We start from the raw sequence: 23,720 nt of genomic DNA, 5'->3' as shown, positions 1-23,720 counted from the left end.
GTGCACACTATGTCAGTGATGAAGAACCGCGCCGTGCTGCGCTGGCTGGTCCCGGTGACCGCGGGGGTCGCCGTGATCGGCGGTGGCGCCGCCGTCGGCACGTTCGCCGCCGGCGCCGACCCGGCGCTGCCGCCGCGCAGCGCCGCCCAGCTCCTGGAAGACCTGCGCACGTCCCGCCTGGACGGGCTCTCCGGCACCGTGGTGCAGCGCGCCGACCTGGGCCTGCCGCCGATCGCCGCGCTCGCCGGCCAGGCCACCGGCAACGACCTGGCCGGCCTGGTCTCCGGTACGCACACGCTGCGCGTCTGGTACGGCGGCGAGGACCGGCAGCGGCTCGCGCTCGTCGACACGCTCGGCGAGCAGGACATCCTGCGCAACGGCCGCGACGTCTGGACCTGGAACAGCCGGGAGAACACCGCCACGCACCGGAAGTTGCCGGCCGACGCGCCGGAGCGGGCCACCGTGCCGGCCACCCCGGCCGACGCCGCGGACCGGGCGCTGGAGGCGATCGACCCGACCACCGCGGTCACCGTCGGCCGCACCGCCACAGTCGCCGGGCGGGACGCGTACGAGCTGGTGCTCACGCCGCGCGACAAGGCGTCCCTGGTCCACCAGGTCCGGATCGCGCTGGACGCGAAGGAGCACGTGCCGCTGCGCCTGCAGGTGCTCGCCGACGGGCAGGACGAGCCGGCGTTCCAGGTGGCGTTCACCCAGGTCGACTTCCGCACGCCGGAGGCCGACCAGTTCCGGTTCAACCCGCCGCCCGGCGTGAAGGTCACCGAGGCGACCGAGGGCGAGCGGCCCGGACCGGCCGGCGAGCGGTTCGAGAAGAAGGACGCCGAGAAGCCGGACGTCCGTACCGTCGGCACCGGCTGGACCACGGTGGTGGTCGCCAAGATCGGCGACGCGGCGACCGGCGGCGGCGCGAAGCCCGGCGCGGACGCGCCGGATGCCCAGATGCTGGCCGGCGTGCTCGGTGACCTGCCGAAGGTCAGCGGCGACTGGGGCAGCGGCCGACTGCTCAGCGGCAAGCTGTTCAGCGTGCTGCTGACCGACGACGGCCGGGTGATCGCCGGTCTGGTCACGCCGGAGCGGCTCTACGAGGCGGCAAAGGGCTGAGAATCGCCGTGCCCGGGGCTCGGTCGGCTGACGCCGGCCGGGCCCCGAGTCGTGTCCGGGCTTGGTCGGGTGGCTGCCGACGCGCTATCTTTCTCAGTTCAGGCACAAAAAAGGAATGGCTTCTGAATGCCATTCCTGCGGCAATTCTAGTCAATGAGGAGCCGGATTGTCAACGCACTCCGACGTGTCGGCTGACCTGCGCCAGGACGACGAGATCGGCCGGGAACAGGAATACGTCTCGATGCTGTACGACCGGCTGGACGGCATGCGGGAACAGGCCGCCCGGCGGCTCGACGAGGAGTTGCGCCACACCGGTGGCACGCAGCAGGCCCGCTCGCAGCGCGACTCGACAGTCGCGATGTACGCCGACCAGGTCGAGCAGTTCTCCGCGGTGGAGAGCGGCCTGTGCTTCGGCCGCCTCGACGGCGACGACGGCGCGGTCCGCTACATCGGCCGGATCGGGATCTTCGACTCGTCCGGCGACTACGACCCGCTGCTGATGGACTGGCGCGCCCCCGCCGCCCGCCCGTTCTACCTGGCCACCGCCGCCAACCCGCAGGGCGTACGCCGCCGGCGCCACCTGCGCACCCGCGACCGCAAGGTGACCGGGCTCAACGACGAGGTGCTGGACATCGCCGCCGCCTCCCCCACCGCGCACGAGGAGCTGACCGGCGAGGCGTCGCTGCTCGCCGCGCTGAACGCCGGGCGTACCGGCCGGATGCGCGACATCGTCGAGACCATCCAGGCCGAGCAGGACCGGATCATCCGCGCCGACCTGCCCGGCGTGATGGTGGTGCAGGGCGGGCCCGGCACCGGCAAGACGGCGGTGGCGCTGCACCGGGCCGCGTACCTGCTCTACACGCACCGCCAGCAGCTCTCCACCCGCGGCGTGCTGCTGGTCGGCCCGAACGCCACGTTCCTGCGCTACATCTCCCAGGTGCTGCCCACGCTGGCCGAGACCGGCGTGCTGCTGCGTACCCAGGCCGACCTGTTCCCCGGCGTACACGCCCGCCGCGCGGAGCCGGCCACCACCGCGGCGCTCAAGGGCCGCGCGGTGCTGGCCGACGTGCTCGCCGCCGCCGTCCGCGACCGGCAGTGGGTGCCCGACGAGCCGGTCACCATCGAGCTGCCGCAACGGGAGGTGCTGACGCTCGACCCGGAGACCGTGCGGCAGGCCCGCGACCGGGTACGCCGCACCGGCCGCCCGCACAACCTGGCCCGGGCCCTGTTCGACGTGGAGATCGTGCACGCGCTCGCCGACCAGGTGGCCGAGCGGATCGGCGCCGACCCGCTGGGCGGGGAGAACCTGCTCTCCGAGGCCGACCGCGCGGAGATCCGCCGCGAGCTGCGCGAGGAGCCGGAGATCCGGGCCGCGCTGGACGAGCTGTGGCCGGTACTGACCCCGCAGCGCCTGCTCGCCGACCTGTACGCCTCGCCGGAGCGGATCGCCACCGCCGCGCCGATGCTCACCGATACCGAGCGGGCCGCGCTGCACCGCGAGCCCGGCGGCTGGACACCAGCCGACGTGCCGCTGCTGGACGAGGCCGCCGAGCTGCTCGGCGAGGACGAGCGCGCCGCCGTGGCGCGCCGGGAGCGGATCCGGGCGCTGGAACGCGAGTACGCCGAGGGTGTGCTGGAGATCTGGCGCGGCTCCCGCTCCATCGACGTCGAGGACGAGGCCGACGGCGGTGAGATCCTCGGCGTCACCGACCTGATCGACGCCGACCGGCTCTCCGAGCGGCAGGAGGAGTCCGACCGGCTCACCACCGCCCAGCGCGCCGCCGCCGACCGTACCTGGGCGTTCGGGCACGTCATCGTGGACGAGGCGCAGGAGCTGTCGCCGATGGCGTGGCGGCTGCTGATGCGCCGCTGCCCGAGCCGGTCGATGACGATCGTCGGTGACGTGGCGCAGACCGGCGCGCTCGCGGGCACGCCGTCGTGGGGCGAGGCGCTGGCGCCGTACGTGGCGGACCGGTGGCGGCTGGAGGAGCTGACGGTCAGCTACCGCACCCCGGCCGAGATCATGGCGGTCGCCGCCGACGTGCTGGCCGCTATCGATCCGGCGCTGCGGCCGCCCCGCTCGGTACGCGCCACCGGCGTACCGCCGTGGGACCGGACCGTACCGGCGGACCGGCTGGTGGCGGAGCTGGTCGAGGCCACGGCCCGGGAGGCCGCGTCGCTCGGTGACGGGCGGCTCGGCGTGCTGGTGCCGACCGGCCGGGTGGCCGAGCTGGGCGGCGCGGTGGTGACGGCACTGCCGGAGGCGACAGTGGGCGAGCAGCCGGAGCTGGCGAACCGGATCGTGGTGCTGACCACCGAGCAGGCAAAGGGCCTGGAGTTCGACTCGGTGCTGGTGGTCGACCCGGCCCGCATCGTCTCCGAGTCCCCGAGGGGCCACAGCGACCTCTACGTGGCCCTCACAAGAGCCACCCAGCGCCTGGGCATCCTCCGCACCCCGTAACCCCCACCCCCTCCCACCCTCCCACCCCGTTGATCATGAAGTTGGCGGCGATGTGGATCTCCAAATCGGCCGTCAACTTCATGGTCAACGGGGTCGAGCACGTGCTGCCTCAAGTCCCGCTGCGCCCCCTCTCCGCCCCCTCTCCGCCGTCGCTCCGCTCCGCGATCATGGAGTTGCGGCCCGTTCGCCAGATCGGGGAAGTTGCTACATCACGGCCACCCTCACCACACCACTTCCCCGAAGTGGCGGGACGTCGCCAGCGCCAGCCGGGGAAAGCACATGGCCAGAGAGGGCGGGATCGGGTGCGGCGAACACGCCAGCGCCGGAGTGGTGGTCGCGTGCGCCACATCGGGGAAGTTGCCACAACATGGCCGCCCTGACTGCGCCACTTCGGCGAAGTGGCGCAGTCAGGGGTGCGCATGGTGGGGGCGGCCGGAGGCCGTCCCGCCGTCCCTGCCTCGGTCAGCCCGGGTTGGAGCGGTTGTTGGTGAAGTTGCCAACCTGGGCACCGGTGGCCGAGTTGTCGCTCGTGGAACCGCCGGCCGGGGTGCTCAGGCCACCCGTACCGGCGTCACCGGTCGTCGTGGGCGCCACCTTGCCCGGGTGCTTCTCGGGCTGGCGGGCCAGCCGGCGCACACTCGCCGGGCCCGCGGTGCCACCGGTCGTGGTCACCGCGCCCTGACCCCGGGTCGGTCCGCCGTCGCGCAGCACCGTCGGGTCGACGGGTACGTCCGCCGGGTCGTCCGGGTCGAGTTCCTGCCGCACCCGCTCCACGTCGGTCTGCGGCACGGTGACCTCGTCCAGCGCGCCCTCGCCGTACACGCCTCCGGCGACCCGCTGCTCGGCCCGCCGGGCGGCGTCCTGCCGCATGTCGTCCTCACGCACGTCAACCACCTCGCAGCTCTCTCGGGGTATCGGTGGTGCGTGCCCGAGGGCGGGTGGCTGAAACCGGAAGCGGCGGCGGGAGGACCGGTGTGCGCCCCGGTGTCCGGTTCCGGCCGCGAGCCGAGCGCGGCGGCCATTCGACGGTGACCGGCGGTTACCTTGTCTCCGGCCCCGGGTAGACCCAGGGTGCCCCCGCCACAGAGCGCGAACCGCGCCGTGGCCGACCTGCGGTAGCGGGGCGAGGGTGTGCAGGTACGACTCATCAAATCCTGAGGAGGACCAGATGAGCACGCAGGCTGCATCCACCAGGCCGATGAACCGGCCGATGTCCGACGTCCAGAACCGGTCGAGCATGCAGGACACGTCGACCCGGCACATGCCGTCGATGCACGACGGTCACCGGGAGAACATGCCGTCCCCGGGTACGGAGACGAAGCAGGCGTTCCTGACCACCGAGTTCTGGGTGTACGCCGCAGCGGTCGCGGTCGTCGTGATCGCCGCGTTCTGGCGAGGCGCCGCCACCAACGGCCTGAACATCAACAACCCGAACCAGGCGTGGTGGTACCTGACCGCGCTGACCGGCGCGTACCTGGTCAGCCGTGGCCTGTCGAAGGCGGGCAGCGCGCGCCGTTCCGGCAAGGAGCGCCGCGGACGTTGACCGTACGCCGCGCGAACGGCGACGCCCCCGGGATCCGTCCCGGGGGCGTCGTCGCGTCCGCTCACTCCTCGCCGAAGTCCCCGAAGTCGTCGCCGCCGCCGTCGAACGCGTCGTCGAGCATCTCCCCGGCGATCATGCCGCCGGCGACACCCAGCGCGGCGCCCGCGACCACGCCGCCCATGCCCGGGCCGCGCCGCCCGTGGCCGGCATAGCCGTGGTGACCCGGGTAGCCGTGGCCGCCGTGCGGCATGCCGAAGCCCTGGGCCCGCATGCTGCCGTAACGGCCGGTGGTCTCCCGCAGCCAGCCGTCGACGACCTGCACCCAGTCGGTACGGGTGGCGTCGGTGTGCGGGACCGAGTAGCGGCCGATGACGTCGTGCCCGGGGCTGAGGAAGCCGCCGCGCTTGTCGCACTCCAGGATCACCTCGACGCCCTGCTGGCTGGTCACGAACGTCAGCTCGACCTCGGTGACCGTCTGCGCGTACTGCGGCGCGGCGAAGAACTCGATCTCCTGGTAGAACGGCAGCGTCTGCGGCACGCCGTAGATGTGGCCGCGCTCCAGGTCGGCGTGCTTGAACCGGAAGCCGAGCGCCTGGCACGCCTCCAGGATCCGCTCGTGGATCGGCAGCGGGTGCACCGACACCTGGTCCAGGTCCGACTTGTCGACGGCGCGGGCCACCGCCAGCTCGGTGCGCAGGCCCATCGTCATGCCGTGCAGGCGCTGGCCGTACACGTCGGTGATCGGGGTCTCCCACGGCACCGGCATCTGGAACGGGATGGAGAGCTGCTGCTTGGGGGCCAGCTCGAAGGCGCCGCTGACCGGCATCCGGTGGAACTCCATCACGCCCGCGTACTCGTGGTCGCCACCCTCGATCTCGACGCGGGTGACCAGGCCGAGGTTGATCTGCTCGATCCGCGCCGGGCTGTCGCCGCCGACCAGGTTGACGTGACCGTCCAGGGTCAGCCCGGGCCGGGTGTTCGGGTTGGTGAGCACCGTGTCGACACTCGGGCCACCCACGCCGAACGCGCTCAACATCTTCTTGAAGACCATCGGTCACTCCCGCTGAACGGCACTCCGACATGGACCGTCGGACGCTTCGTCAGGGCACCCTAAACGGCCCGGCTGAAAAGTGGCTGTGAGGCACGCCGTGGCCTCAGTCGGCGCGTACCACCACCAGCTCGCCGACCTGCTCGCCGAGCTGCCGGCGGGCCTCCGGCGGCAGGCCGCCGTCGGTGATCAGTACGTCGGCCTCCTCCAGCGGCGCGATGGTGGCGATGCCGATGGTCTCCCACTTGGTGTGGTCGGCGAGCACCACCAGCCGCCGTGCGGACCCGATCAGCCGGCGGTTCACCGCCGCCTCCAGCAGGTTGGGCGTGGTGAATCCGGTACGCGGGCTCATCCCGTGCACGCCGAGGAAGAGAAGGTCGACGTTGAGGGCGGCGATGGCCGCCTCGGCGACCGGGCCGGTCAGCGCGTCCGACGGGGTACGGATGCCGCCGGTCAGCACCACCGTCTGGTCGGCGCGGGGATTCTGGTAGAGCGCGTCGGCCACCGGGATCGAGTTGGTGACCACAGTCAGCCCGCGTACCTCGGCCAGCCGGGCGGCCAGCGCGGCGGTGGTGGTGCCGGCGGACAGCGCCACCGCCATGCCGGGCTCGACCAGGCCGGCGGCCCGCTCCACGATGGCGCGTTTCTCGGCCTGCTGGCGTACCGACTTGGCGGCGAAGCCGGGCTCCTCGGTGGAGCCCGGTCCGGCCAGCGTCGCGCCGCCGTGCACCTTGTCGATCAGGCCGCGGTCGGCCAGCACCTCCAGGTCGCGGCGGATCGTCATGTCGGACACACCGAAGCGGCTGACCAGGTGACTGACCCGGACGCCGCCGCTCTGGCGGATCAACTCCAGGATGGCGCTCTGCCGTTGCTGGGCGAGCATGGGGGACCTCCTCGGCGCGAACGGCCACGTACCGGTCAGGCGGTCGCGGGCACCGGCGCGGGCTCCTCGCGGACCACCGCCACCTCACCCGCCGGCACCTCCAGCTCGCCGTCGCACCGGGCGCCGCCGAGCAGCTCGGTGCCGGTGACCGCCAGCCGGGCCGGCTCGGTGGTGTGGTTGACCACGAACAGCCAACTCCGGTCCGCCGAGCGACGGCGGACCACCTCCACCCCGGGCGGCGCGCCCACCGGCGGACGGACACCCGTCTCGTCGAGCAGCCGGGCCACCAGCCGGTCGGTGGCCTCGTCGTCGAGGCGAGTGCCGACGTACCAGGCGGCGCCCGCGCCGACGGCGTTGCGGGTCAGCGCCGGCACGCCGGGCAGGGGCCCGTCGGTGTACGCGGCCAGCACGTCCGCGCCCTCGGCGTGCAGCCACTCGGTCCACACGTCGGCGCGGGCACCGTCGTCGAGGCGTACCGTCTCGCCGGCCCGCAGCGGGAAGAACTCCTCGACGCGTACGCCGAGCAGGTCGCGGAACGCGCCGGGATAGCCGCCGAGCCGGATGTGGTCGTGCTCGTCGACGATGCCGCTGAAGTAGGTGACCACAGCCGTGCCGCCCGCCTCCACGAACCGGCGCAGCGCGTCGGCGTCGGCGTCGCGGACGAGGTAGAGCGTGGGCGCCAGGACGAGCCGGTAGCGGGACAGGTCGGCCGACGGGTGCACCACGTCGGCGGTGACCCCGGCCCGCCAGAGCGCGGCGTGCAGCGCGGACAGCCGGTCGGTGTAGGTGACGTCGACGCTGGGGTGGGAGTCGAGTTCGGCGCCCCACCAGGCCTCGTAGTCGAACAGGATCGCCACGTCGGCGTCGACGCGGCTGCCGCGTACCTCGGCGAGCGCGCGCAGGTCGGCGCCGAGCCGGCAGACCTCGCGGAACACCTTGGTGTCCGGCCCGGCGTGCGGCACCAGCGCGGAGTGGAACTTCTCCGCGCCGGCCCGGGAGGCCCGCCACTGGAAGAACAGCACCCCGTCGGCGCCGCGCGCGACGTGGGCGAGGCTGTTGCGGCGCATCTGGCCGGGCGTCTTCGCCACGTTGCGGGGCTGCCAGTTGACCGCGCTGGTGGAGTGCTCCATCAGCAGCCACGGCGCACCGCCGGCGACGCCCCGGGTGTGGTCGGCGGCCAGCGCCAGGTCGACCTGCGGCTGCGGCTCGGCGGCGGTGAGGTAGTGGTCGTTGGCGACCACGTCCACGTCGGAGGCCCAGGAGTGGTAGTCCAGGTACTTGATGCCGGTGCCGATCATGAAGTTCGTGGTGACCGGCTGCGGGACGAGCCGGTTCAGCAGCTCCCGCTCGGCGCGCAGCTGGGCGCGCTGCTCGTCGGAGGAGAACCGCAGGAAGTCCAGCTGCTGGGTCGGGTTGGCGAACGTCGGCGCGGTACGCGGCGGATTGATCTCGGCCCAGTCGTGGTAGCGCTGGCTCCAGAACGCGGTGCCCCAGGCGGCGTTGAGCGAGTCCAGGTCGCCGTAGCGCTCGCGCAGCCAGCCGCGGAACGCCTCGGCGCTGACGTCGCAGTAGCAGTGCACGTTGTGGCAGCCGAGTTCGTTGGAGACGTGCCAGAGCACGACCGCGGGGTGCCGCGCGTATCGCCGGGCGACGGCCTCGACCAGGGCGAGCGAGTGGTCCCGGAACACCGGCGAGCTGGGGCAGTACGCCTGCCGGCCGCCGGGCCAGAGCACCGTGCCGTCGGCCCGGCGGGGCAGCGTCTCCGGGTGCCGGTGTGCCAGCCACGGTGGTGGGCTGGCGGTGGCGGTGGCCAGGTCGACGCTGATGCCGCCGTCGTGCAGCAGGTCGATCGCCCGGTCCAGCCAGTCGAAGACGTACCGCCCCGGGGTGGGTTCGAGCAGGGCCCAGGAGAAGATGCCGACCGAGACCAGGTTGACCCCGGCGCGTCGCATGAGGTCGACGTCCTCGGCCCACGTCTGCTCGGGCCACTGCTCCGGGTTGTAGTCGGCGCCGTACCAGATGCCCTCGCCGTGCCAGTTCCGCATGACAGCAGAGGTTGCCCCCGAACAGCACCCAAGTCAACACTTTCCAACATCGACTGAAGTTCCAACGTTTACCGGCTCTTTGCCCTGCCCTGCCGCTGACAGCGTCGTCTTTTTGCCCTCTTGACAGCGCCGCGCCAAGGGGTAGCTTCAAGCGCCACCGGCTGTTTGTGTTCGGACGTGTGGATTCTCGGTGGATCTGCCACTGCCGACACGAACACCGCTCACCGCCAACGATCACGGTCCATGAGCGCAGCGCACCTCTTCCACGCAGGAGGCACCATGTCCCGTCCCCGCTCGCAAGCCGAATACCTCGCCCGGCTCGTACCCCCGTCCGTCGCCGGCCTGAACCGGCGCTCGCTGCTCGCCGGCGCGGCCGGCGCGGGGGCGCTGCTCGGCACCGGGCTGCTCGCCGGCTGCGGCGACTCCGACTCCGGTTCCGGCGGCGACGCCAAGAGCGTCTCGCTCGGCTCGAACCAGTCGGACCCGAAGCCCAAGGACGTCGTCGCCAAGGTGATGGACGGCTTCAAGACGTCCTCCGGCGTGACCGTCGACATCAACACGGTCGACCACAACACGTTCCAGGAGAACATCAACAACTACCTGCAGGGCAAGCCGGACGACGTGTTCACCTGGTTCGCCGGCTACCGGATGCGGTTCTTCGCCGCCAAGGGGCTGGCCGGTGACCTCAGCGACGTGTGGGGCAAGCTCGACGGCTACTCCGACGCGTTCAAGAAGGCGTCCACAGGCGACGACGGCAAGCAGTACTTCGTACCGGCGTCGTACTACCCGTGGGCCGTCTTCTACCGCAAGTCGGTGTGGCAGCAGCGCGGCTACGAGGTGCCCAAGACGCTGGACGACCTCAACACACTCGGCGCGCAGATGAAGAAGGACGGCCTGAACCCGATCGCGTTCGCGGACAAGGACGGCTGGCCCGCGATGGGCACGTTCGACATCCTCAACCTGCGGATCAACGGCTACCAGTTCCACATCGACCTGATGGCCGGCAAGGAGGCGTGGACCTCCGACAAGGTGAAGAAGGTCTTCGACACCTGGGCCGGGCTGCTCCCCCTGCACCAGCCGGACTCGCTCGGCCGCACCTGGCAGGAGGCCGCCCAGTCGCTGCAGCAGAAGAAGAGCGGCATGTACCTGCTCGGCCTGTTCGTCGGCCAGCAGTTCAGCGGCGCGGACCTGGAGGACCTGGACTTCTTCACCTTCCCCGAGGTCGACTCCACGATCGGCGCGAAGGCCCTGGACGCCCCGATCGACGGCTACATGATGGCCCGCAAGCCGAAGTCCAAGGACGCGGCGGAGAAGCTGCTGACCTACCTGGGCTCCAAGGAGGCGGCGGACATCACTGTGAAGAACGACCCGAGCACGCTCGTCGCCAACAGCGGCGCGAACACCGGCGCCTACACCGCGCTGCAGAAGAAGGCGGCCGAGCTGGTCGGCTCCGCCACCGAGATCGCCCAGTTCCTCGATCGCGACACCCGGCCGGACTTCGCCTCCACCGTGATGATCCCGGCGTTGCAGCAGTTCATCAAGGACCCGAAGGACATCAGCGGGCTGCTCACCAGCATCGAGAACCAGAAGAAGTCGATCTTCACCAGCTGACGGCGGAAGGGGGAAGGACATCATGTCCGACCTGCCCCTGATCCAAGCGGATCGCGCCGTGCCGCCGCCGGCCGCGACCACCACGAACGGTGGTCGCGGTCGCCGGCTACGGCTCCTGTCCCGCACCGACCGCGTGGTCATCACGCTCATGGTGCTGGTACCCCTGCTGCTCGTCGCCGGGCTGGTCTGGCTGCCCGCGGTGGCGACGGTGCTGCTCTCCGGCACGAACTGGGACGGCATCGGCCCGATCTCCGAGATCGAGTGGGTCGGGGCCAAGAACTACGACGACGTGGTGAACATCTACCCGCCGTTCGTCCCCGCCGTGCAGAACAACCTGCTCTGGCTGGCCGCGCTGTTCGTGGTGGCCACCCCGTTCGGCATGTTCCTCGCCGTACTGCTCGACAAGGAGATCCGCGGCAGCCGCTTCTACCAGACCGCGCTCTACCTGCCGGTGGTGCTGTCGCTGGCGCTCATCGGCTTCGTCTGGCAGCTCATCTACAGCCGCGACCAGGGGCTGCTCAACGGCGTGTTCGGCGGCGAGACCGACTGGTACGGCGACCCGAACGTCAACATCTGGGCCGTGCTGGTGGCGGCCGGCTGGCGGCACGTCGGCTACATCATGCTGCTCTACCTGGCCGGCCTCAAGGGCGTCGACCCGTCGCTGCGCGAGGCCGCCGCGGTCGACGGATCGTCCGAGACCAGCACGTTCTTCCGGGTCGTCTTCCCGGTGCTGCGCCCGATCAACATCATCGTGCTGGTGGTGACCGTGATCGAGTCGCTGCGCGCGTTCGACCTGGTCTGGGTCATCAACAAGGGCCGCAACGGGCTGGAACTGATCTCCGCGCTGGTCACCCAGAACGTGGTGGGCGAGGCGAGCCGGATCGGCTTCGGCTCCGCGCTGGCGACCATCATGCTGGCCGTCTCGCTGGTCTTCATCACCATCTACCTCTGGACCGTGATGCGGGAGGACAAGCGATGACCGCCGTCTCCGCCGGCCGCCGCCGCCCCGTGCGACCCGCCCGGGTCGTCCTGCACCTGTTCCTGGGTGCGGTCGCCGTGGGCTGGCTGTTCCCCATCCTCTGGGCGGTGCTCACCTCGTTCCGCTCCTACGAGTACACCGCCGCCAACGGCTACGTGTCGCTCGGCGGCTGGACGATCGACAACTACGTCACCGCCTGGCGTACCGCCGAGTTCGGCAAGCACTTCCTCAACTCCGCGTACATCACCGTCCCGGCGGTGCTGCTCACGCTCTTCCTCGCCTCGTGCGTGGCGTTCGTGATCGCCCGGTTCAGCTGGAAGCTCAACATCGCGCTGCTCGGCCTGTTCACCGCGGCGAACCTGCTGCCGCAGCAGGCGCTGCTCATCCCGCTGTTCCGGATGTTCACCGAGATCCCGCTGCCGGCCTGGATGAGCGACTCGGAGCTGCTGTACGACAGCTACTGGGGACTCATCCTGGTAAACGTCGCGTTCCAGTGCGGCTTCTGCGTGTTCGTGCTCAGCAACTACATGAAGGCGCTGCCGCACGAGCTGTACGAGGCCGCGATGGTCGACGGGGCGAACGTGTGGCGGCAGTACTGGCAGGTGACGCTGCCGCTGTGCCGCCCGGCGCTCGCCGCCCTCGCCACGCTCGAGGTCACCTGGATCTACAACGAGTTCTTCTGGGCCACTGTCCTCATGCGGACCGGCGACAAGTTCCCGGTCACCAGCTCGCTGAACAACCTGCGCGGCGAGTTCTTCACCGACAACAACCTGGTCTCGGCCGGCTCGGTGCTGGTCGCGATCCCCACCCTGGTGATCTTCTTCCTCCTCCAGAAGCAGTTCGTCCGGGGTCTGACGCTGGGAGCCTCCAAGGGATGACGATCGTCCACCTGCGCCGCGCGCGGACCAGCCTGGTGCTCGACGCCCGCGGCCCGGGGCTGCCCCGGGTCGTGCACTGGGGCGCCGACCTCGGCCCGCTGCCCGACGAGGACCTGCCCGCAGTCGTCGACGCCACGGTGCCGCCGGTGGTGCCGAGCAGCTTCGACGCGCCCACTGTGCTGTCGCTGCTGCCCGAGGCGAGCGCCGGGTGGAGCGGGCGGCCCGGTCTCGCCGGTCATCGCGACGGCCGGGACTGGTCGACGGCGTTCCGCCTCACCGGCCTCGACGTGCACGATGCACCGTCCCCGCCTGGCGGCACGGCGGGCACGCCCGCTCCGGGCGGCGTGGCCGAAGGCGGGGACGCGGTGCGCGTATCCGATGAGGAGCGCAACCGCGACGGGGCCGGCGCCGCGCGGGTCACGGTGCGGGCGGCGGACCCGGGCGCGGGGTTGAGCCTGACCGTCGAGATCACGCTGGATGCGGCGGGGGTGCTGACGCTGCGGCACCGGCTGCGCAACGACGGCGACGGCCGGTACGAGGTCCGGGAGCTGACGCCGGTGCTGCCGGTGCCGGCGGTCGCCACCGAACTGCTCGACCTGACCGGCCGCTGGTGCCGGGAACGCGCCCCGCAGCGGCACCCGTGGCCGATGGGCGCCTGGGTACGCGAGGGACGGCACGGCCGTACCGGCCACGACGCCACTCTGCTGCTGGTCGCCGGCACCGCCGGGTTCGGCTTTCGGCACGGCGAGGTGTGGGCCGTGCACACCGCGTGGAGCGGCGACCACGTCACGGCCGCCGAGCGTCGCCCGACCGGTGAGTCCACGCTCGGCGGCGGTGAGCTGCTCGCACCCGGCGAAGTAGTGCTCGGGCCGGGCGAGGAGTACACCACTCCCCTGCTCTACGCGGCCCACTCGGCCGACGGGCTGGACGGGCTCAGCGACGCGCTGCACACGCACCTGCGAGCACGCGCGTCGCACCCGCGCACGCCCCGGCCGGTGACGCTGAACGTGTGGGAGGCGGTCTACTTCGACCACGACCTGGACCGGCTGCGGACACTGGCCGACCGGGCCGCCGAGGTCGGGGTGGAACGCTTCGTGCTCGACGACGGCTGGTTCCGCGGCCGGCGGCACGACCAGGCCGGGCTCGGCGACTGGTGGGTCGACGGCGAGGTCTGGCCGGACGGGTTGCAGCCGCTGATCGACCACGTTCGCGGGCACGGCATGCAGTTCGGGCTGTGGGTCGAACCGGAGATGGTCAACCCCGACTCCGACCTGTTCCGCGCCCACCCGGACTGGGTGCTCCAGGCGCCGGGCCGACTGCCGCCACCGTGGCGGCACCAGCAGGTGCTCGACCTGGCCCACCCGGACGCGTACGCGTACCTGCTCGAACGGCTCGACGCGGTGCTGAGCGGGCACGACGGGCTCGCGTACCTGAAGTGGGACCACAACCGCGACCTCACCGAGGCCGGGCACGCCGGACGGCCGGGGGTGCACGCGCAGACCCTCGCGGTCTACCGGCTGCTGGACGAGCTGCGCGCCCGGCACCCGGACGTCGAGATCGAGAGCTGCTCCTCCGGCGGCGCCCGGGTCGACCTGGAGATCCTGCGCCGCACCGACCGGGTCTGGGCCAGCGACTGCAACGACGCGCTGGAACGGCTGTCCATCCAGCGCTGGACCGGCCTGCTGCTGCCGCCGGAACTGATCGGCACACACATCGGCCCGGAACGCTCGCACACCACGCACCGCGTGCACGACCTGAGCTTCCGGGCGGTCACCGCGCTGTTCGGCCACCACGGCATCGAGTGGGACATCAGCGCGATCGACGCCGGCGAACGGGCCGAACTCGCCGCCTGGGTGGCGCTGCACAAGCGGCTGCGCCCGCTGCTGCACACCGGCCGGGTGGTCCGGGTCGACCACCCGGACCCGGCCGTGCAGGCCCACGGCGTGGTCGCCCATGACAGCTCCCATGCGGTGTACGCGGTCAGCCGGCTCGCCACCTCCGCGGCGCAGGTGCCGGGCGCGGTACGGCTGCCGGGGCTGGACCCGCAGCGGCGCTACCTCGTGCGCCCGCCCGCCGGGGTGCCGGAACCGGCTCTGCTGGAGCTGTCCCCGCCGGGCTGGCTGGCCTGGCCGGGCGACGGCATCACGGTGAGCGGTTCGGTGCTGGGCACTGTCGGCGTTCAGCTCCCCGCCCTGCACCCCGAACAGGCCCTCCTCTTGGAGGTGGTCACGGCCTGACCGCTCCCTGGGGCTCACCCCGCCTCACCCCGGTGATCAAGGAGTTTGCGTCTCCGTCGAGGTCCGATCTGGACACAAACTCCTTGATCAACCACTAGGGGTGCGGGTCAGCTCGCGGTGCAGGTAGTCGCGGGAGTGGAGTTGGTGCCGGTCCAGCTGCCGATGAAGCCGAACGTGGTGCTCGCGCCGGCGCCGAGGCGGCCGTTGTAGTCGACGTTGCGGGCGGTGTACGCCGACCCGCTGTTGCTGACGCTCGCGTTCCACGCCTGGGTGACGGACTGGCCGTTGGCGAACGTCCAGCGCACCGTCCAGCCGGTGATCGCGGCGGCTCCGGCGGTCACCTTGACCTCGCCCTGGAAGCCGCCCTGCCACGAGTTCGCGACGGTGTAGGTGGCGGTGCAGCCACCGGCCGGCGGGGGCGTGGTGGGCGGCGGCGGGGTCGGGCTGACGGTCGGGCTGGTCGTCGGGCTCACGGTGGGGCTGACCGTCGGGCTGGCGGTCGGGGTGGTGCTCGCGTACACCGACGCCTCGCGGGAGGTGGCGGCGATGCCGTTGGCTCCGTTGAAGATCCGCTGACCCCAGCTGGTGAGCTGGGCCGGGTTGAACGCGGTGGTCATGTCGAGGTACTCCACGCCGCCGCCGTTGCCGCTCCACGACCAGCCGAGGTAGCCGATGCCGTTGGCCTGCGCGTACGCCATGATGGCGTCCTCGTCGGGGTTGCCGTCGGAGTGGTTGAAGCCGAACTCGCCGACCACGATGGGCAGCCCGGCGGTGCGGAACCGGCCGAGGTAGTCGCTGATCTCGGCGGCGGTGTCGAACACGCCGTACATGTGGATGGAGAAGACGGTGTTGCGCTGGGGGTCGGCGGCGAACACGGTGCCGGCGTTGTCGCGCATGGTGAACGACCAGTCCTGGCCCCAGTTCGGCGCGTCCACCATGATCGTGTGGGTCAGGCCGGCGGCGCGCAGCCGCTTGATCGCGTTCGAGGTGTCGGTGGTCCAGGCGCTGTAGCCCTGGTTGCCGAACGGCTCGTTGCCGATGTTGACGATGACGTACTTCTCCTGGCCCTTGAGCACGTCGGCGATGCTCAGCCAGTAGTCGGTGGCCTTCGCCAGCGTGGTGGCGGCGCCGTCCTCGCCGTACCCGGTGGTGTCGTGCACCTCCAGCACGCAGATCATCCGGTTGGCCTTGCACAGTGAGATCACGTTCGCCACGTCGGCGGCGCTGTTCTTCGTCCAGCGGTCGCCGCTGGACAGCACCACCCGGACGGTGTTCGCGCCGAGCGCCTTGATGTTGGCGAAGGAGCTGGTCTGCTGCGGGTACCAGGTGTGCGCGTGGTTGACGCCGCGCATCACGAACTCGACGCCACCGGCGTCGTAGAGCCGCCCGTTGGAGACGGTGAACCCGGTGGCGGCTTGGGCCGGCTGCCCGAGGGCGAAGACGGCGGCGAGGGCCGTCAGCAGGGCGGCGCCCGCGACGGAGAGCAGTTTCTTCATGGCTGTCCTCAGGGGAAGGTCTCCCCCGCGCCCGAGCGGGGGTGCGGTGACGGTGAGAGGGTGGTGGCGACTGAGCCCGGTAGCCGCCGCCCGGTTCCCGAACGGACGCAGGCATCAGCGTAGGGCGATGGAAGACTTTAGGCAACCGGTTAAGCGGAACGCGCCGGTGGGCGACGGGGTTTGACCGGCCACACGTGCTGAACCGGTTAAGACAATCGACCGGACGCGGGCGGCGAAGCGGACAGCAGGGTTGACCCGCGCGGGGCGGGGTATCCGGGGACGATCCGCCCGGGAAGGAGACGTGTCATGGTCAACGTCGGTTACACCCTCATGTGCGAGCAGGCCGGCCCGAAGGAACTGGTCGACCACGCCGTACGCGCCGAGGCCGCCGGCTTCGACCATCTGGTCATGTCCGACCACTACTACCCCTGGCTGGAGTCCCAGGGCCACTCCCCGTACGCCTGGTCGGTGCTCGGCGCGGTCGCCCACGCCACCAGCCGGGCCGAGCTGATGTCGTTCGTGACCTGCCCGATCCGGCGGTACCATCCGGCGGTCGTGGCGCAGAAGGCCAGCACCATCGGGGTGCTCTCGGACGGGCGGTTCACGCTCGGTCTCGGCGCCGGGGAGAACCTCAACGAGCACGTGGTGGGCGGATGGCCGCACGTGCAGCAGCGGCACGAGATGTTCGAGGAGGCGCTGCAGATCATCCGGCCGCTGCTCAACGGCGAGACGCTGACGTTCTCCGGCAACCACTTCGACGTGCCGGACGCGTACGTCTGGGACCGCCCGGAACGGCCGGTGCCGATGGCGGTGGCCGCGTCCGGGCGGCAGTCGGCCACGCTGGCCGCCGAGTACGCCGACGCCATGATCGCCACCGACCCGCTGTCCCACCTGATCGACATGTACGAGGAGGCGGGCGGCGCGGGCCGGCCCCGCTACGGTCAGGTGGCCATCTGCTACGGCCCGGACGAGGACGAGTGCCGCAAGATCGTGCACGACCAGTTCCGCTGGTTCGGCCTGGGCTGGAAGGTCAACGCCGACCTGCCCGGCCCGGAGTCGTTCGAGGCGGCCACCCAGTTCGTCCGCGAGGAGGACGTGGCCGAGGGCATCTCCTGCGGCCCGGACACGGACCGGCACGTCGAGGCGTTCAAGAAGTTCGTCGACGCGGGCTTCACCCACGTCGCGCTGGTCCAGGTGGGCGGTGACACCCAGCCGATGTTCCTCGACTGGGCCCAGGAGGAGCTGCTGCCCCGGCTGCGCGAGCTGTGACCGCTGAGGAGTTGACGCCATGCGTATCGGGAACACCGAGATCCGTCCCGCCGGAGGCGGGCTCGGCTGCCTGCTGATGATCCTCTTCTCGATCGTCGCCTCGGTGGTGCTCACCGTGCTGCTCAACCTGGTCCTGTAGAACCCGGCCCGGCGCGCGCGACGGCGGCACCAGAATGGGGCATGCCCCTGCTGACCACGCTGCCGCTGGCGCTGGAGATGGTCGCCGGGTCGAAGCTCGTCAGCGCCGTCGTCCTCGCCGGCGGCCACCATCCGCGGCGCAGCTCGGCGGCCTTCCTGGGCGGCGTGGCGATCGGCGTCCTCGGGCCGCTGACGCTCTGGTACGCGGCGTTCCGGGTGGTACGGCACACCGCCGTGCACGGCATCGGGGTGGGCGGCAGCCGCCGGCTCATCGACTGGATCGTGCTGGGCCTGCTGGCCGTCCTCATGGTCGTCACGTTCCGCAGGCGGCGGCGCGACCGGCCGCCCGGGTGGCTGCGCCGGTTGCAGGACCCGCGGCCCACCTACGCCTTCGGTCTGGGGCTGGTGCTCGCCGTCGCGGTGCCGAGCGACGAGCTGGTCATGGCGTCGGTCGCGGGCAGCATGGCCGGGCACGGCCGCCCGTGGTGGCATCTGCTGCCGTTCACGGCGCTCACCGTGCTGCTGCTGGCGCTTCCGCTGCTGGCGCTGCTGCTGTTCGGCGAGCGCGCGGACCGGCTTCTGCCCGTGTTCCGCTCCTGGACCGACAGGCACTCCTGGCTGGTCAGCGAGGCGGTCATTCTGATCTTCGTGGCCTTCGTGGTGGCCGACCTGGCGTCCGGGTCGTTCAGCCGGCCGTGACGTCCACGTCGGCCAGCACCGGATAGTGGTCCGACGCCGTGTCCGCGTCACCGTCGCGGACCACCCGCACCGCGCGTACCCGGTCGGCCAGCGCCGGGGTGGCGAGCAGGTAGTCCAGCCGCATCCCGGCGAACTCGACGCCGCCGTGCCGGGTCGGCACGGTCAGGCCGCCGGATTCGTCGCCACCGGACCGCGGCCAAAGGTCCACCAGGCCGGCGTCGAGCAGCCGGGCCACCGCGCGGGTGTCCACCGTACGGCCGTCACGGCGCAGGTGCCGCCGCCGGTACGCCGTCGCCAGCCCGGCCAGCCGGGCGGTGTGGTCCACGGCGGGCTCCAGCGTGTTCATGTCCCCGGCGAGCAGGGCCAGGTCTCCCCCGGTACGCCGCAGCGCGGCGGCCAGCCAGTCCGCCTCCATCCGCCGCCGCCCACCCGAGTAGGGGTAGAGGTGCGTGCTCAGCACGGTCAGCGGTCCCGCGCCGGTGGCGACCTGCACCCGGGCGGCGGCGTGGTGGAACGGGCGGCGGACCCGGCCGGCACGCAGCACCCGCAGCGGCGGGCGGACCAGCACCGCCACCGGCTGACCGAAGCAGGACCGGGCCGGGTACGCCGCCATCCCGAGCCGGTCGGCCAGGCCGTCCAGCGTGGCGTCCATGCCGCGCAGCTCCTGCAGGGCCAGCACGTCGGGACGCTGCGCGGTGACGACCGAGACGATCCGGTCCCGGCGGTCGGCGCCGCCGCCGTCCCGCCCGCCGGTCCGGATGTTCCAGGTCATCACCCGCAGCATCGGCTCAGTCCGGCCGCGCGGCCTTGGCCAGCTCGTCGTCCAGCTCGTCGACCTGTTCGGACTCGATCGCCGGCCGGTTGCCCTCGTGGACGTCGGCGTTGGGCTTGATCACCCAGTACAGCAGCGACAGCCAGAGCGCGCCGAGCAGGATCGCGCCCATGAAGTCGGTCGGGTGGTGCATGCCCCGGTACATCCGGGAGGTCGCCACGCCGACCGGCATCAGCACGGCCGTGCCCACGAACAGCCACCGCCACCACCTGTCGGTACGCGGGAACACGATGACCGCAATGGCCACCCAGAGGCAGATGGTCGCCGCGATGTGGCCGGACGGGAAGGACGAGGTGGGCATCTGCCCGTCCAGGTTCTCCACCGGCGGCCGGGGCCGGTCCACCACGCGGGCGCTGGCCAGGAACAGGCTCAGCTCGCCGAACATCGCCAGCACCACGTACAGCACCGGCCGCCAGCGCCGCCACACGGCCAGCACGATCGGGCAGAACACCAGCGACACCAGCAGGATCGCGTGGGTGTCGCCGAACTTGCTCCACCACCAGCTCAGCTCCGTGAGCGCGTCGGTGTGCCGCTCGGCGAACCAGCGCGGCACCTCGGTGTCGAGCGTGTCGAAGAACGTGCCCTTGGCGTGGTAGCTGACGAACATGCCGAACGCGTAGAGCACACCGAAGACGAGCACCCAGCCGACCAGCAGCTCGGCCACCGCCGAGCGCGGGTGCTCCAGCACCTTCTCCTCGTCCGGCGCGAGCGCCAGGTCCTCGCCCGCCTCCGGCTCCAGGCCCTCACGCAGCGGCGGCACCGGCCGGCCGCGCTCGCGCCGCCACAGCCGGAAGGCGTACGCGGTGACGCCGAGCCAGGCCGCGCCGAGCAGCCAGCCGCCGATCACGTCGGACACGAAGTGCACGCCCAGCGCGATCCGGGTCAGCCCGACCAGGAAGATCAGCACGCCGGCGACGGCGATGGCCGGCTTGCGCCAGCGCGGCGACATGGCCGGCAGGAACACCAGCAGCAGCGCCCCGTACGCGACGAACGAGCCGAGCGCGTGGCCACTGGGGAAGCTGTTCCCCGGCGCGCTGGCGATCGGCACGTCCACCACCGGGCGCAGCCGCCCGACCAGCGCCTTGAGCGACGGGTCGAGGATCAGCCCGCCGGCGCCGGTGACGATCAGGTAGACCGCCAGCCGGGACTGGCGGCGGATCAGCAGGCCCACCACCGCGATGGTGACCAGCCAGATCAGCACCGGCCGTCCGCCCAGGTCGGTGATCGCCTGGAGCACTGTGACCAGCGGGCCGTGCGGCGCCACCAGGTTGTTGAACCACTCGGCCACCGCGTGGTCGGCGTCGCCCAGCGGGCTCCACCGGAACCGGACCAGCATGAGCAGCACGCCGAACCCGACTCCCGCGCCGGCCACGGCGAGCAGGCCCGCGAGGCTCCGTTCGGCGAAATGGCCCAGCGGCCGGCGCCCGGCTTCCTTGACCGCGGTCACACCGCACCTCCCTCGTTCTTCTGCGAGGCGCGCTGTACCCGATCGGCGTGTCCCGTACACGCCGCACCGGCGCGGCGTCTCACGCCGTACCGGCGCGGCGTCAGAGCGAGGTCATCTCACCGGTGTCGAAAAGTTCCTCGCGTTGCGCCTCCGGCTCCCACAGGTCCGGCTTGGCGGGCTCCTCCACGCCGATGCGCATCGCTTCGAGCTGCGCGGCGAACGCCAGCCCGCCGAACAGCGCGATCCCGGTGAGGTTGGCCCAGAGCAACAGGGCCATCATGCCGGTCAGCGCGCCGTAGGTCTGGCCGAATCCGCCGCTGTACTTCACGTAGGCGGCGAGCAGCAGGCTGGCCAGCCACCAGATCGCGATGGCGATGGACGCGCCGAAGAAGAGCCAGGACAGGCCGGGCTGGCGACGCCGGGGCGCGTGCCGGAACAGCACCGCGACGGCGAGCACGGTGAGGCCGAGGCTCAGCGGCCAGCGGATCACGTCCCACCCGGCCATGGCGAGGTCGCCCCACTCGTAGTGCCGCCGTACCGACTCGCCCATTGCCCGGCCGCCGACCAGGATCAGGAAGCCCGCAAGCGCGGGCACGCCGGCGACCACCGCGAGGATCGCGGCGCGCAGGTACTTCGCCAGCGCCGGGCGGTCCCGCTCGACGCCGTAGATCCGGTTGGCGCCTCGCTCGATCTGCGCCATCGTGGTGGTCAGCGCGACCAGCCCGGTGAGCAGACCGAGGGTCAGCGCCAGCTCGCCGGCGTCCTCGGTGCGCTCGCTGTCGGTCAGCAGGTCCTGCACCATGGCTTCGCTCTGGCCGGGCGTGATGGCCAGCACCGTGTCGGCGACGACCTTGCCGCCCTCGTCCACGCCGAGGTCGGTGATCAGGCCGGTGAGCGCGATCAGGAACGGCACCACGGCCAGGCAGAGCTGCAACGCCAGCGCCCGCGAGTGGCTGAACCCGTCGCCGTAGCGGAACCGGATGAACGCGTCCCGCAGCAGGCACCAGCCGCCGTGCCGGCGCAGTGTGTGCCAGGCGTCGTCGGCGGACAGCTCGTTCTCGGTCATCAACCGGGTCTCGGGGACCAGCTTGGTGCTACTCACGGCGGGCCTCCTCGACCAGGTGCTCTCCGCGCTCACCGACCGCGTCGGCGTCCACCGCCAGGTCGGGGTGCTCCTCCGGGCGCGGTACGCAGAGCCAGAGCGACTCGGGCCGGATGGTGGCCTTGAGCGACCGGCCCGGCTCGATCAGGTCGCCGTCGAGTTGCCGGGGCTGCGCCCGGGTGCTGGTGATCTCGACCGAGCGGGCCCGGAACACCTCCATCCCCGGCACCCTGTCGCGGCGGCGCAGCACCGCCCAGCCCATCGCGAGCCAGTGGCGCAGCGTACGCGGCGTCAGCACCGCCACGTCGAGCCAGCCGTCGTCCGGTTCGGCCTCGGTGAGCAGGCGTACCCCGCCCTGCAGGCGCCCGACGTTGGCGACCAGGACCGAGCGGGCCCGGCGGCGCAGCGGCGGCTTGCCGTCGATGCGCACCGAGACCCGCATCGGCCGGTCGCGCAGGTGGCGGGCGGCGCCCACCACGTACGCGGGCCAGCCGATCCGCTTCTTCGTGGTCTCGGAGGTGGAGTCGAGCATCTGGGCGTCGAAGCCCATCCCGGCCATCACCGCGAAGCACTTGTCGCCGACCACGCCGACGTCGAGGCGGCGCATCCCGCGCTCGACGGCGACCTCCAGCCCGGCGGCCAGGTCGTTCGAGAGGCCGAGGTTGGCGGCCAGCAGGTTGCCGGTGCCCTGGGGCAGCACGGCCAGCGCCACGTCGGTGCCGGCCAGCGCGGTCACGCAGGCCATCACCGTGCCGTCGCCGCCGCAGGCGAAGACTAGCTCCGCGCCCGCCTTCACGGCCTGTTCCGCCTGCCCGCGGCCCGGGTCCTCGACCGTCGTCTCGTACCAGGTCGGGGCCGGCCACCCGGCGGCGGCGAGCGCGCCGTCCACGGTGCGGCGGAACTCGTCCAGGTCGGCCACCTTCACCGGGTTGACCACCACTGCCGAGCGCGGGGTGCGGTTCTCCGCGTTCACCGGGCGCTTGTCGTCTGCACCGTCCACGGCGTCAGTGTGCAGGACACGGGGCGTGACGGCGACCCGGCGCAGCGGGACGTTGGGAGGACCGCAAACAGGTTTGAAATCCGGGTGCGGGTCAGGCCGCCTCGCGCAGCGCCGCGTCGACGCGCCGCCGCAGGTCGTCGATGTCCACCCCGGCCTCGGTGAGCACCACGGCGGCCGGGCCGTTCCCCTCGCGCAGCAGGCCGAGCAGGATGTGTTCGGTGCCGATGTGCCGGTGACGCAGCCGCAGCGCCTCGCGCAGCGACAGCTCAAGCACCTTCTTGGCGCGGGGCGAGAACGTGCCGTGGTGCGGCCCGCGACGCCACCACCGGCGCGGACGCGGGGTCGCCTCGCGCAGCGCGTCGGGGCCGAAGGACTCCTCGATCCGGGCCACTATCGCGGCGAGGTCGATGCCGATCTCGCGCAGCGCCGCGGCGTCCGCCGCGCCGAGCCCGTCCACGCCCTGCGCGGTGTGGCGGGCCACCGCGGCACGCAGCGCGTCGGCCTCGACGCCGCCGGCCGCGAGCAGCCGTACCGCCAGGTTGTCGCGGTCGGCGAGCACGCCCAGCAGCAGGTGCTCGGTGCCGACCGGCCGCCGTCCCTCGGTGCGGGCCTCGTCGAGCGCGTGGTGCACCACGCTGCGGGCCCGGTCGGTGAATCGTTCGAACATCACGCCTCCCAGCTCTCGCGCACCGCCGGTCGTCCGGCGTGCTTCTTGTGGACCGCCTGCCGGCTGACCTCGAGGGCGTCGGCGATCTCCTGCCACGACCAGCCCTGCCGGCGGGCGTTGTCGACCTGGATCACCTCGAGCCGCTCCAGCAGCCGGCGCAGGGCGAGTACGGCACGCAGGCCGACCTTGGGGTCGGTGCTGCCGGCCGCCGCCGCGAGTTCCGTCGCCTGACTCATGCTGTCAATGTAGGTTGACAGCACCCACTT

General features: G+C 72.0%; 20 protein-coding genes. 9 read left to right on the top strand and 11 right to left on the bottom strand.

The window, feature by feature from the left end:
• The first annotated feature begins 9 nt into the window (after positions 1–9).
• Positions 10–1,119 (top strand): sigma-E factor regulatory protein RseB domain-containing protein, encoded by a 1,110-nt coding sequence (locus tag O7546_RS07145; RefSeq protein ID WP_269696403.1) that lies wholly within the window; start codon positions 10–12, stop codon positions 1,117–1,119.
• Positions 1,120–1,360: 241 nt separating this feature from the next.
• Entirely contained in the window at positions 1,361–3,580 is a 2,220-nt protein-coding gene (locus O7546_RS07140) for an AAA family ATPase (protein ID WP_269698057.1), read from the top strand.
• A gap of 462 nt (positions 3,581–4,042) precedes the next feature.
• Here the strand turns inward: O7546_RS07140 and O7546_RS07135 are convergent, their stop codons facing one another.
• Positions 4,043–4,465, bottom strand: a complete 423-nt coding sequence (locus tag O7546_RS07135; RefSeq protein ID WP_269696402.1) for a hypothetical protein — start codon at positions 4,463–4,465, stop codon at positions 4,043–4,045.
• Positions 4,466–4,790: 325 nt separating this feature from the next.
• On the opposite strand from O7546_RS07135, the gene O7546_RS07130 reads away from it, so the two are divergent.
• Entirely contained in the window at positions 4,791–5,123 is a 333-nt protein-coding gene (locus O7546_RS07130; protein WP_030501760.1) for a hypothetical protein, read from the top strand.
• Positions 5,124–5,184: 61 nt separating this feature from the next.
• Here O7546_RS07130 and O7546_RS07125 read toward each other — a convergent pair whose 3' ends face one another.
• The 3 genes from O7546_RS07125 to O7546_RS07115 form a co-directional block, all read right to left on the bottom strand.
• The gene (locus tag O7546_RS07125; RefSeq protein WP_194802590.1) at positions 5,185–6,174 is read right to left on the bottom strand and encodes a sporulation protein; all 990 of its coding nucleotides are present in this window, start codon (positions 6,172–6,174) and stop codon (positions 5,185–5,187) included.
• A gap of 103 nt (positions 6,175–6,277) precedes the next feature.
• A complete protein-coding gene (locus tag O7546_RS07120; RefSeq protein WP_194802589.1) occupies positions 6,278–7,054 on the bottom strand; it encodes a DeoR/GlpR family DNA-binding transcription regulator in 777 nt (258 codons plus the stop codon).
• 35 nt (positions 7,055–7,089) lie between these two features.
• Positions 7,090–9,099 (bottom strand): beta-galactosidase, encoded by a 2,010-nt coding sequence (locus tag O7546_RS07115; RefSeq protein WP_194802588.1) that lies wholly within the window; start codon positions 9,097–9,099, stop codon positions 7,090–7,092.
• A 243-nt stretch (positions 9,100–9,342) separates the two neighbouring features.
• On the opposite strand from O7546_RS07115, the gene O7546_RS07110 reads away from it, so the two are divergent.
• Genes O7546_RS07110 through O7546_RS07095 form a run of 4 tightly spaced genes read left to right on the top strand, consistent with a single transcriptional unit; the run spans position 9,343 to position 14,804 of the window.
• Positions 9,343–10,710, top strand: coding sequence for an ABC transporter substrate-binding protein (locus tag O7546_RS07110; RefSeq protein ID WP_228532741.1), 1,368 nt, complete (start codon positions 9,343–9,345; stop codon positions 10,708–10,710).
• Between the two features lie 22 nt (positions 10,711–10,732).
• The gene (locus O7546_RS07105; protein ID WP_194802587.1) at positions 10,733–11,689 is read left to right on the top strand and encodes a sugar ABC transporter permease; all 957 of its coding nucleotides are present in this window, start codon (positions 10,733–10,735) and stop codon (positions 11,687–11,689) included.
• A complete protein-coding gene (locus O7546_RS07100) occupies positions 11,686–12,567 on the top strand; it encodes a carbohydrate ABC transporter permease (protein ID WP_194802586.1) in 882 nt (293 codons plus the stop codon). Before O7546_RS07105 ends, O7546_RS07100 begins: the two co-directional genes overlap by 4 nt.
• Positions 12,564–14,804 (top strand): alpha-galactosidase, encoded by a 2,241-nt coding sequence (locus O7546_RS07095; protein ID WP_269696401.1) that lies wholly within the window; start codon positions 12,564–12,566, stop codon positions 14,802–14,804. The genes O7546_RS07100 and O7546_RS07095 overlap by 4 nt, the downstream gene beginning before the upstream one ends.
• 107 nt (positions 14,805–14,911) lie before the next feature.
• Here the strand turns inward: O7546_RS07095 and O7546_RS07090 are convergent, their stop codons facing one another.
• Positions 14,912–16,300 (bottom strand): cellulase family glycosylhydrolase, encoded by a 1,389-nt coding sequence (locus O7546_RS07090; protein WP_281600621.1) that lies wholly within the window; start codon positions 16,298–16,300, stop codon positions 14,912–14,914.
• Between the two features lie 306 nt (positions 16,301–16,606).
• Between O7546_RS07090 and O7546_RS07085 the strand changes: the two genes are divergently transcribed.
• Positions 16,607–17,569, top strand: coding sequence for a TIGR03557 family F420-dependent LLM class oxidoreductase (locus tag O7546_RS07085; protein ID WP_121683197.1), 963 nt, complete (start codon positions 16,607–16,609; stop codon positions 17,567–17,569).
• 180 nt (positions 17,570–17,749) lie between these two features.
• Entirely contained in the window at positions 17,750–18,406 is a 657-nt protein-coding gene (locus O7546_RS07080; protein ID WP_194802583.1) for a GAP family protein, read from the top strand.
• Here O7546_RS07080 and O7546_RS07075 read toward each other — a convergent pair.
• From O7546_RS07075 to O7546_RS07050, 6 genes are all read right to left on the bottom strand, one after another.
• Positions 18,393–19,190 carry an endonuclease/exonuclease/phosphatase family protein gene (locus O7546_RS07075; protein WP_269696399.1) on the bottom strand — a complete coding sequence of 266 codons (798 nt, stop codon included), beginning with the start codon at positions 19,188–19,190 and terminating at the stop codon, positions 18,393–18,395. The genes O7546_RS07080 and O7546_RS07075 overlap by 14 nt on opposite strands.
• 4 nt (positions 19,191–19,194) lie before the next feature.
• A complete protein-coding gene (locus O7546_RS07070) occupies positions 19,195–20,685 on the bottom strand; it encodes a phosphatase PAP2 family protein (RefSeq protein ID WP_194802581.1) in 1,491 nt (496 codons plus the stop codon).
• Between the two features lie 100 nt (positions 20,686–20,785).
• Entirely contained in the window at positions 20,786–21,787 is a 1,002-nt protein-coding gene (locus tag O7546_RS07065; RefSeq protein WP_194802580.1) for a YihY/virulence factor BrkB family protein, read from the bottom strand.
• Entirely contained in the window at positions 21,780–22,787 is a 1,008-nt protein-coding gene (locus tag O7546_RS07060; protein WP_281600620.1) for a diacylglycerol kinase family protein, read from the bottom strand. Before O7546_RS07060 ends, O7546_RS07065 begins: the two co-directional genes overlap by 8 nt.
• A gap of 91 nt (positions 22,788–22,878) precedes the next feature.
• The gene (locus O7546_RS07055; RefSeq protein ID WP_194802578.1) at positions 22,879–23,454 is read right to left on the bottom strand and encodes a Clp protease N-terminal domain-containing protein; all 576 of its coding nucleotides are present in this window, start codon (positions 23,452–23,454) and stop codon (positions 22,879–22,881) included.
• Positions 23,454–23,690 (bottom strand): HTH domain-containing protein, encoded by a 237-nt coding sequence (locus O7546_RS07050; RefSeq protein WP_030275209.1) that lies wholly within the window; start codon positions 23,688–23,690, stop codon positions 23,454–23,456. Before O7546_RS07050 ends, O7546_RS07055 begins: the two co-directional genes overlap by 1 nt.
• Positions 23,691–23,720: the final 30 nt, after the last annotated feature.

Origin of the sequence: Micromonospora sp. WMMA1976 (genome assembly GCF_027497335.1) — a bacterium.
Lineage (GTDB): Bacteria > Actinomycetota > Actinomycetes > Mycobacteriales > Micromonosporaceae > Micromonospora > Micromonospora aurantiaca.
Note: the sequence above shows the minus strand (reverse complement) of the source record. Positions and strands in the feature narration are given on the sequence as shown.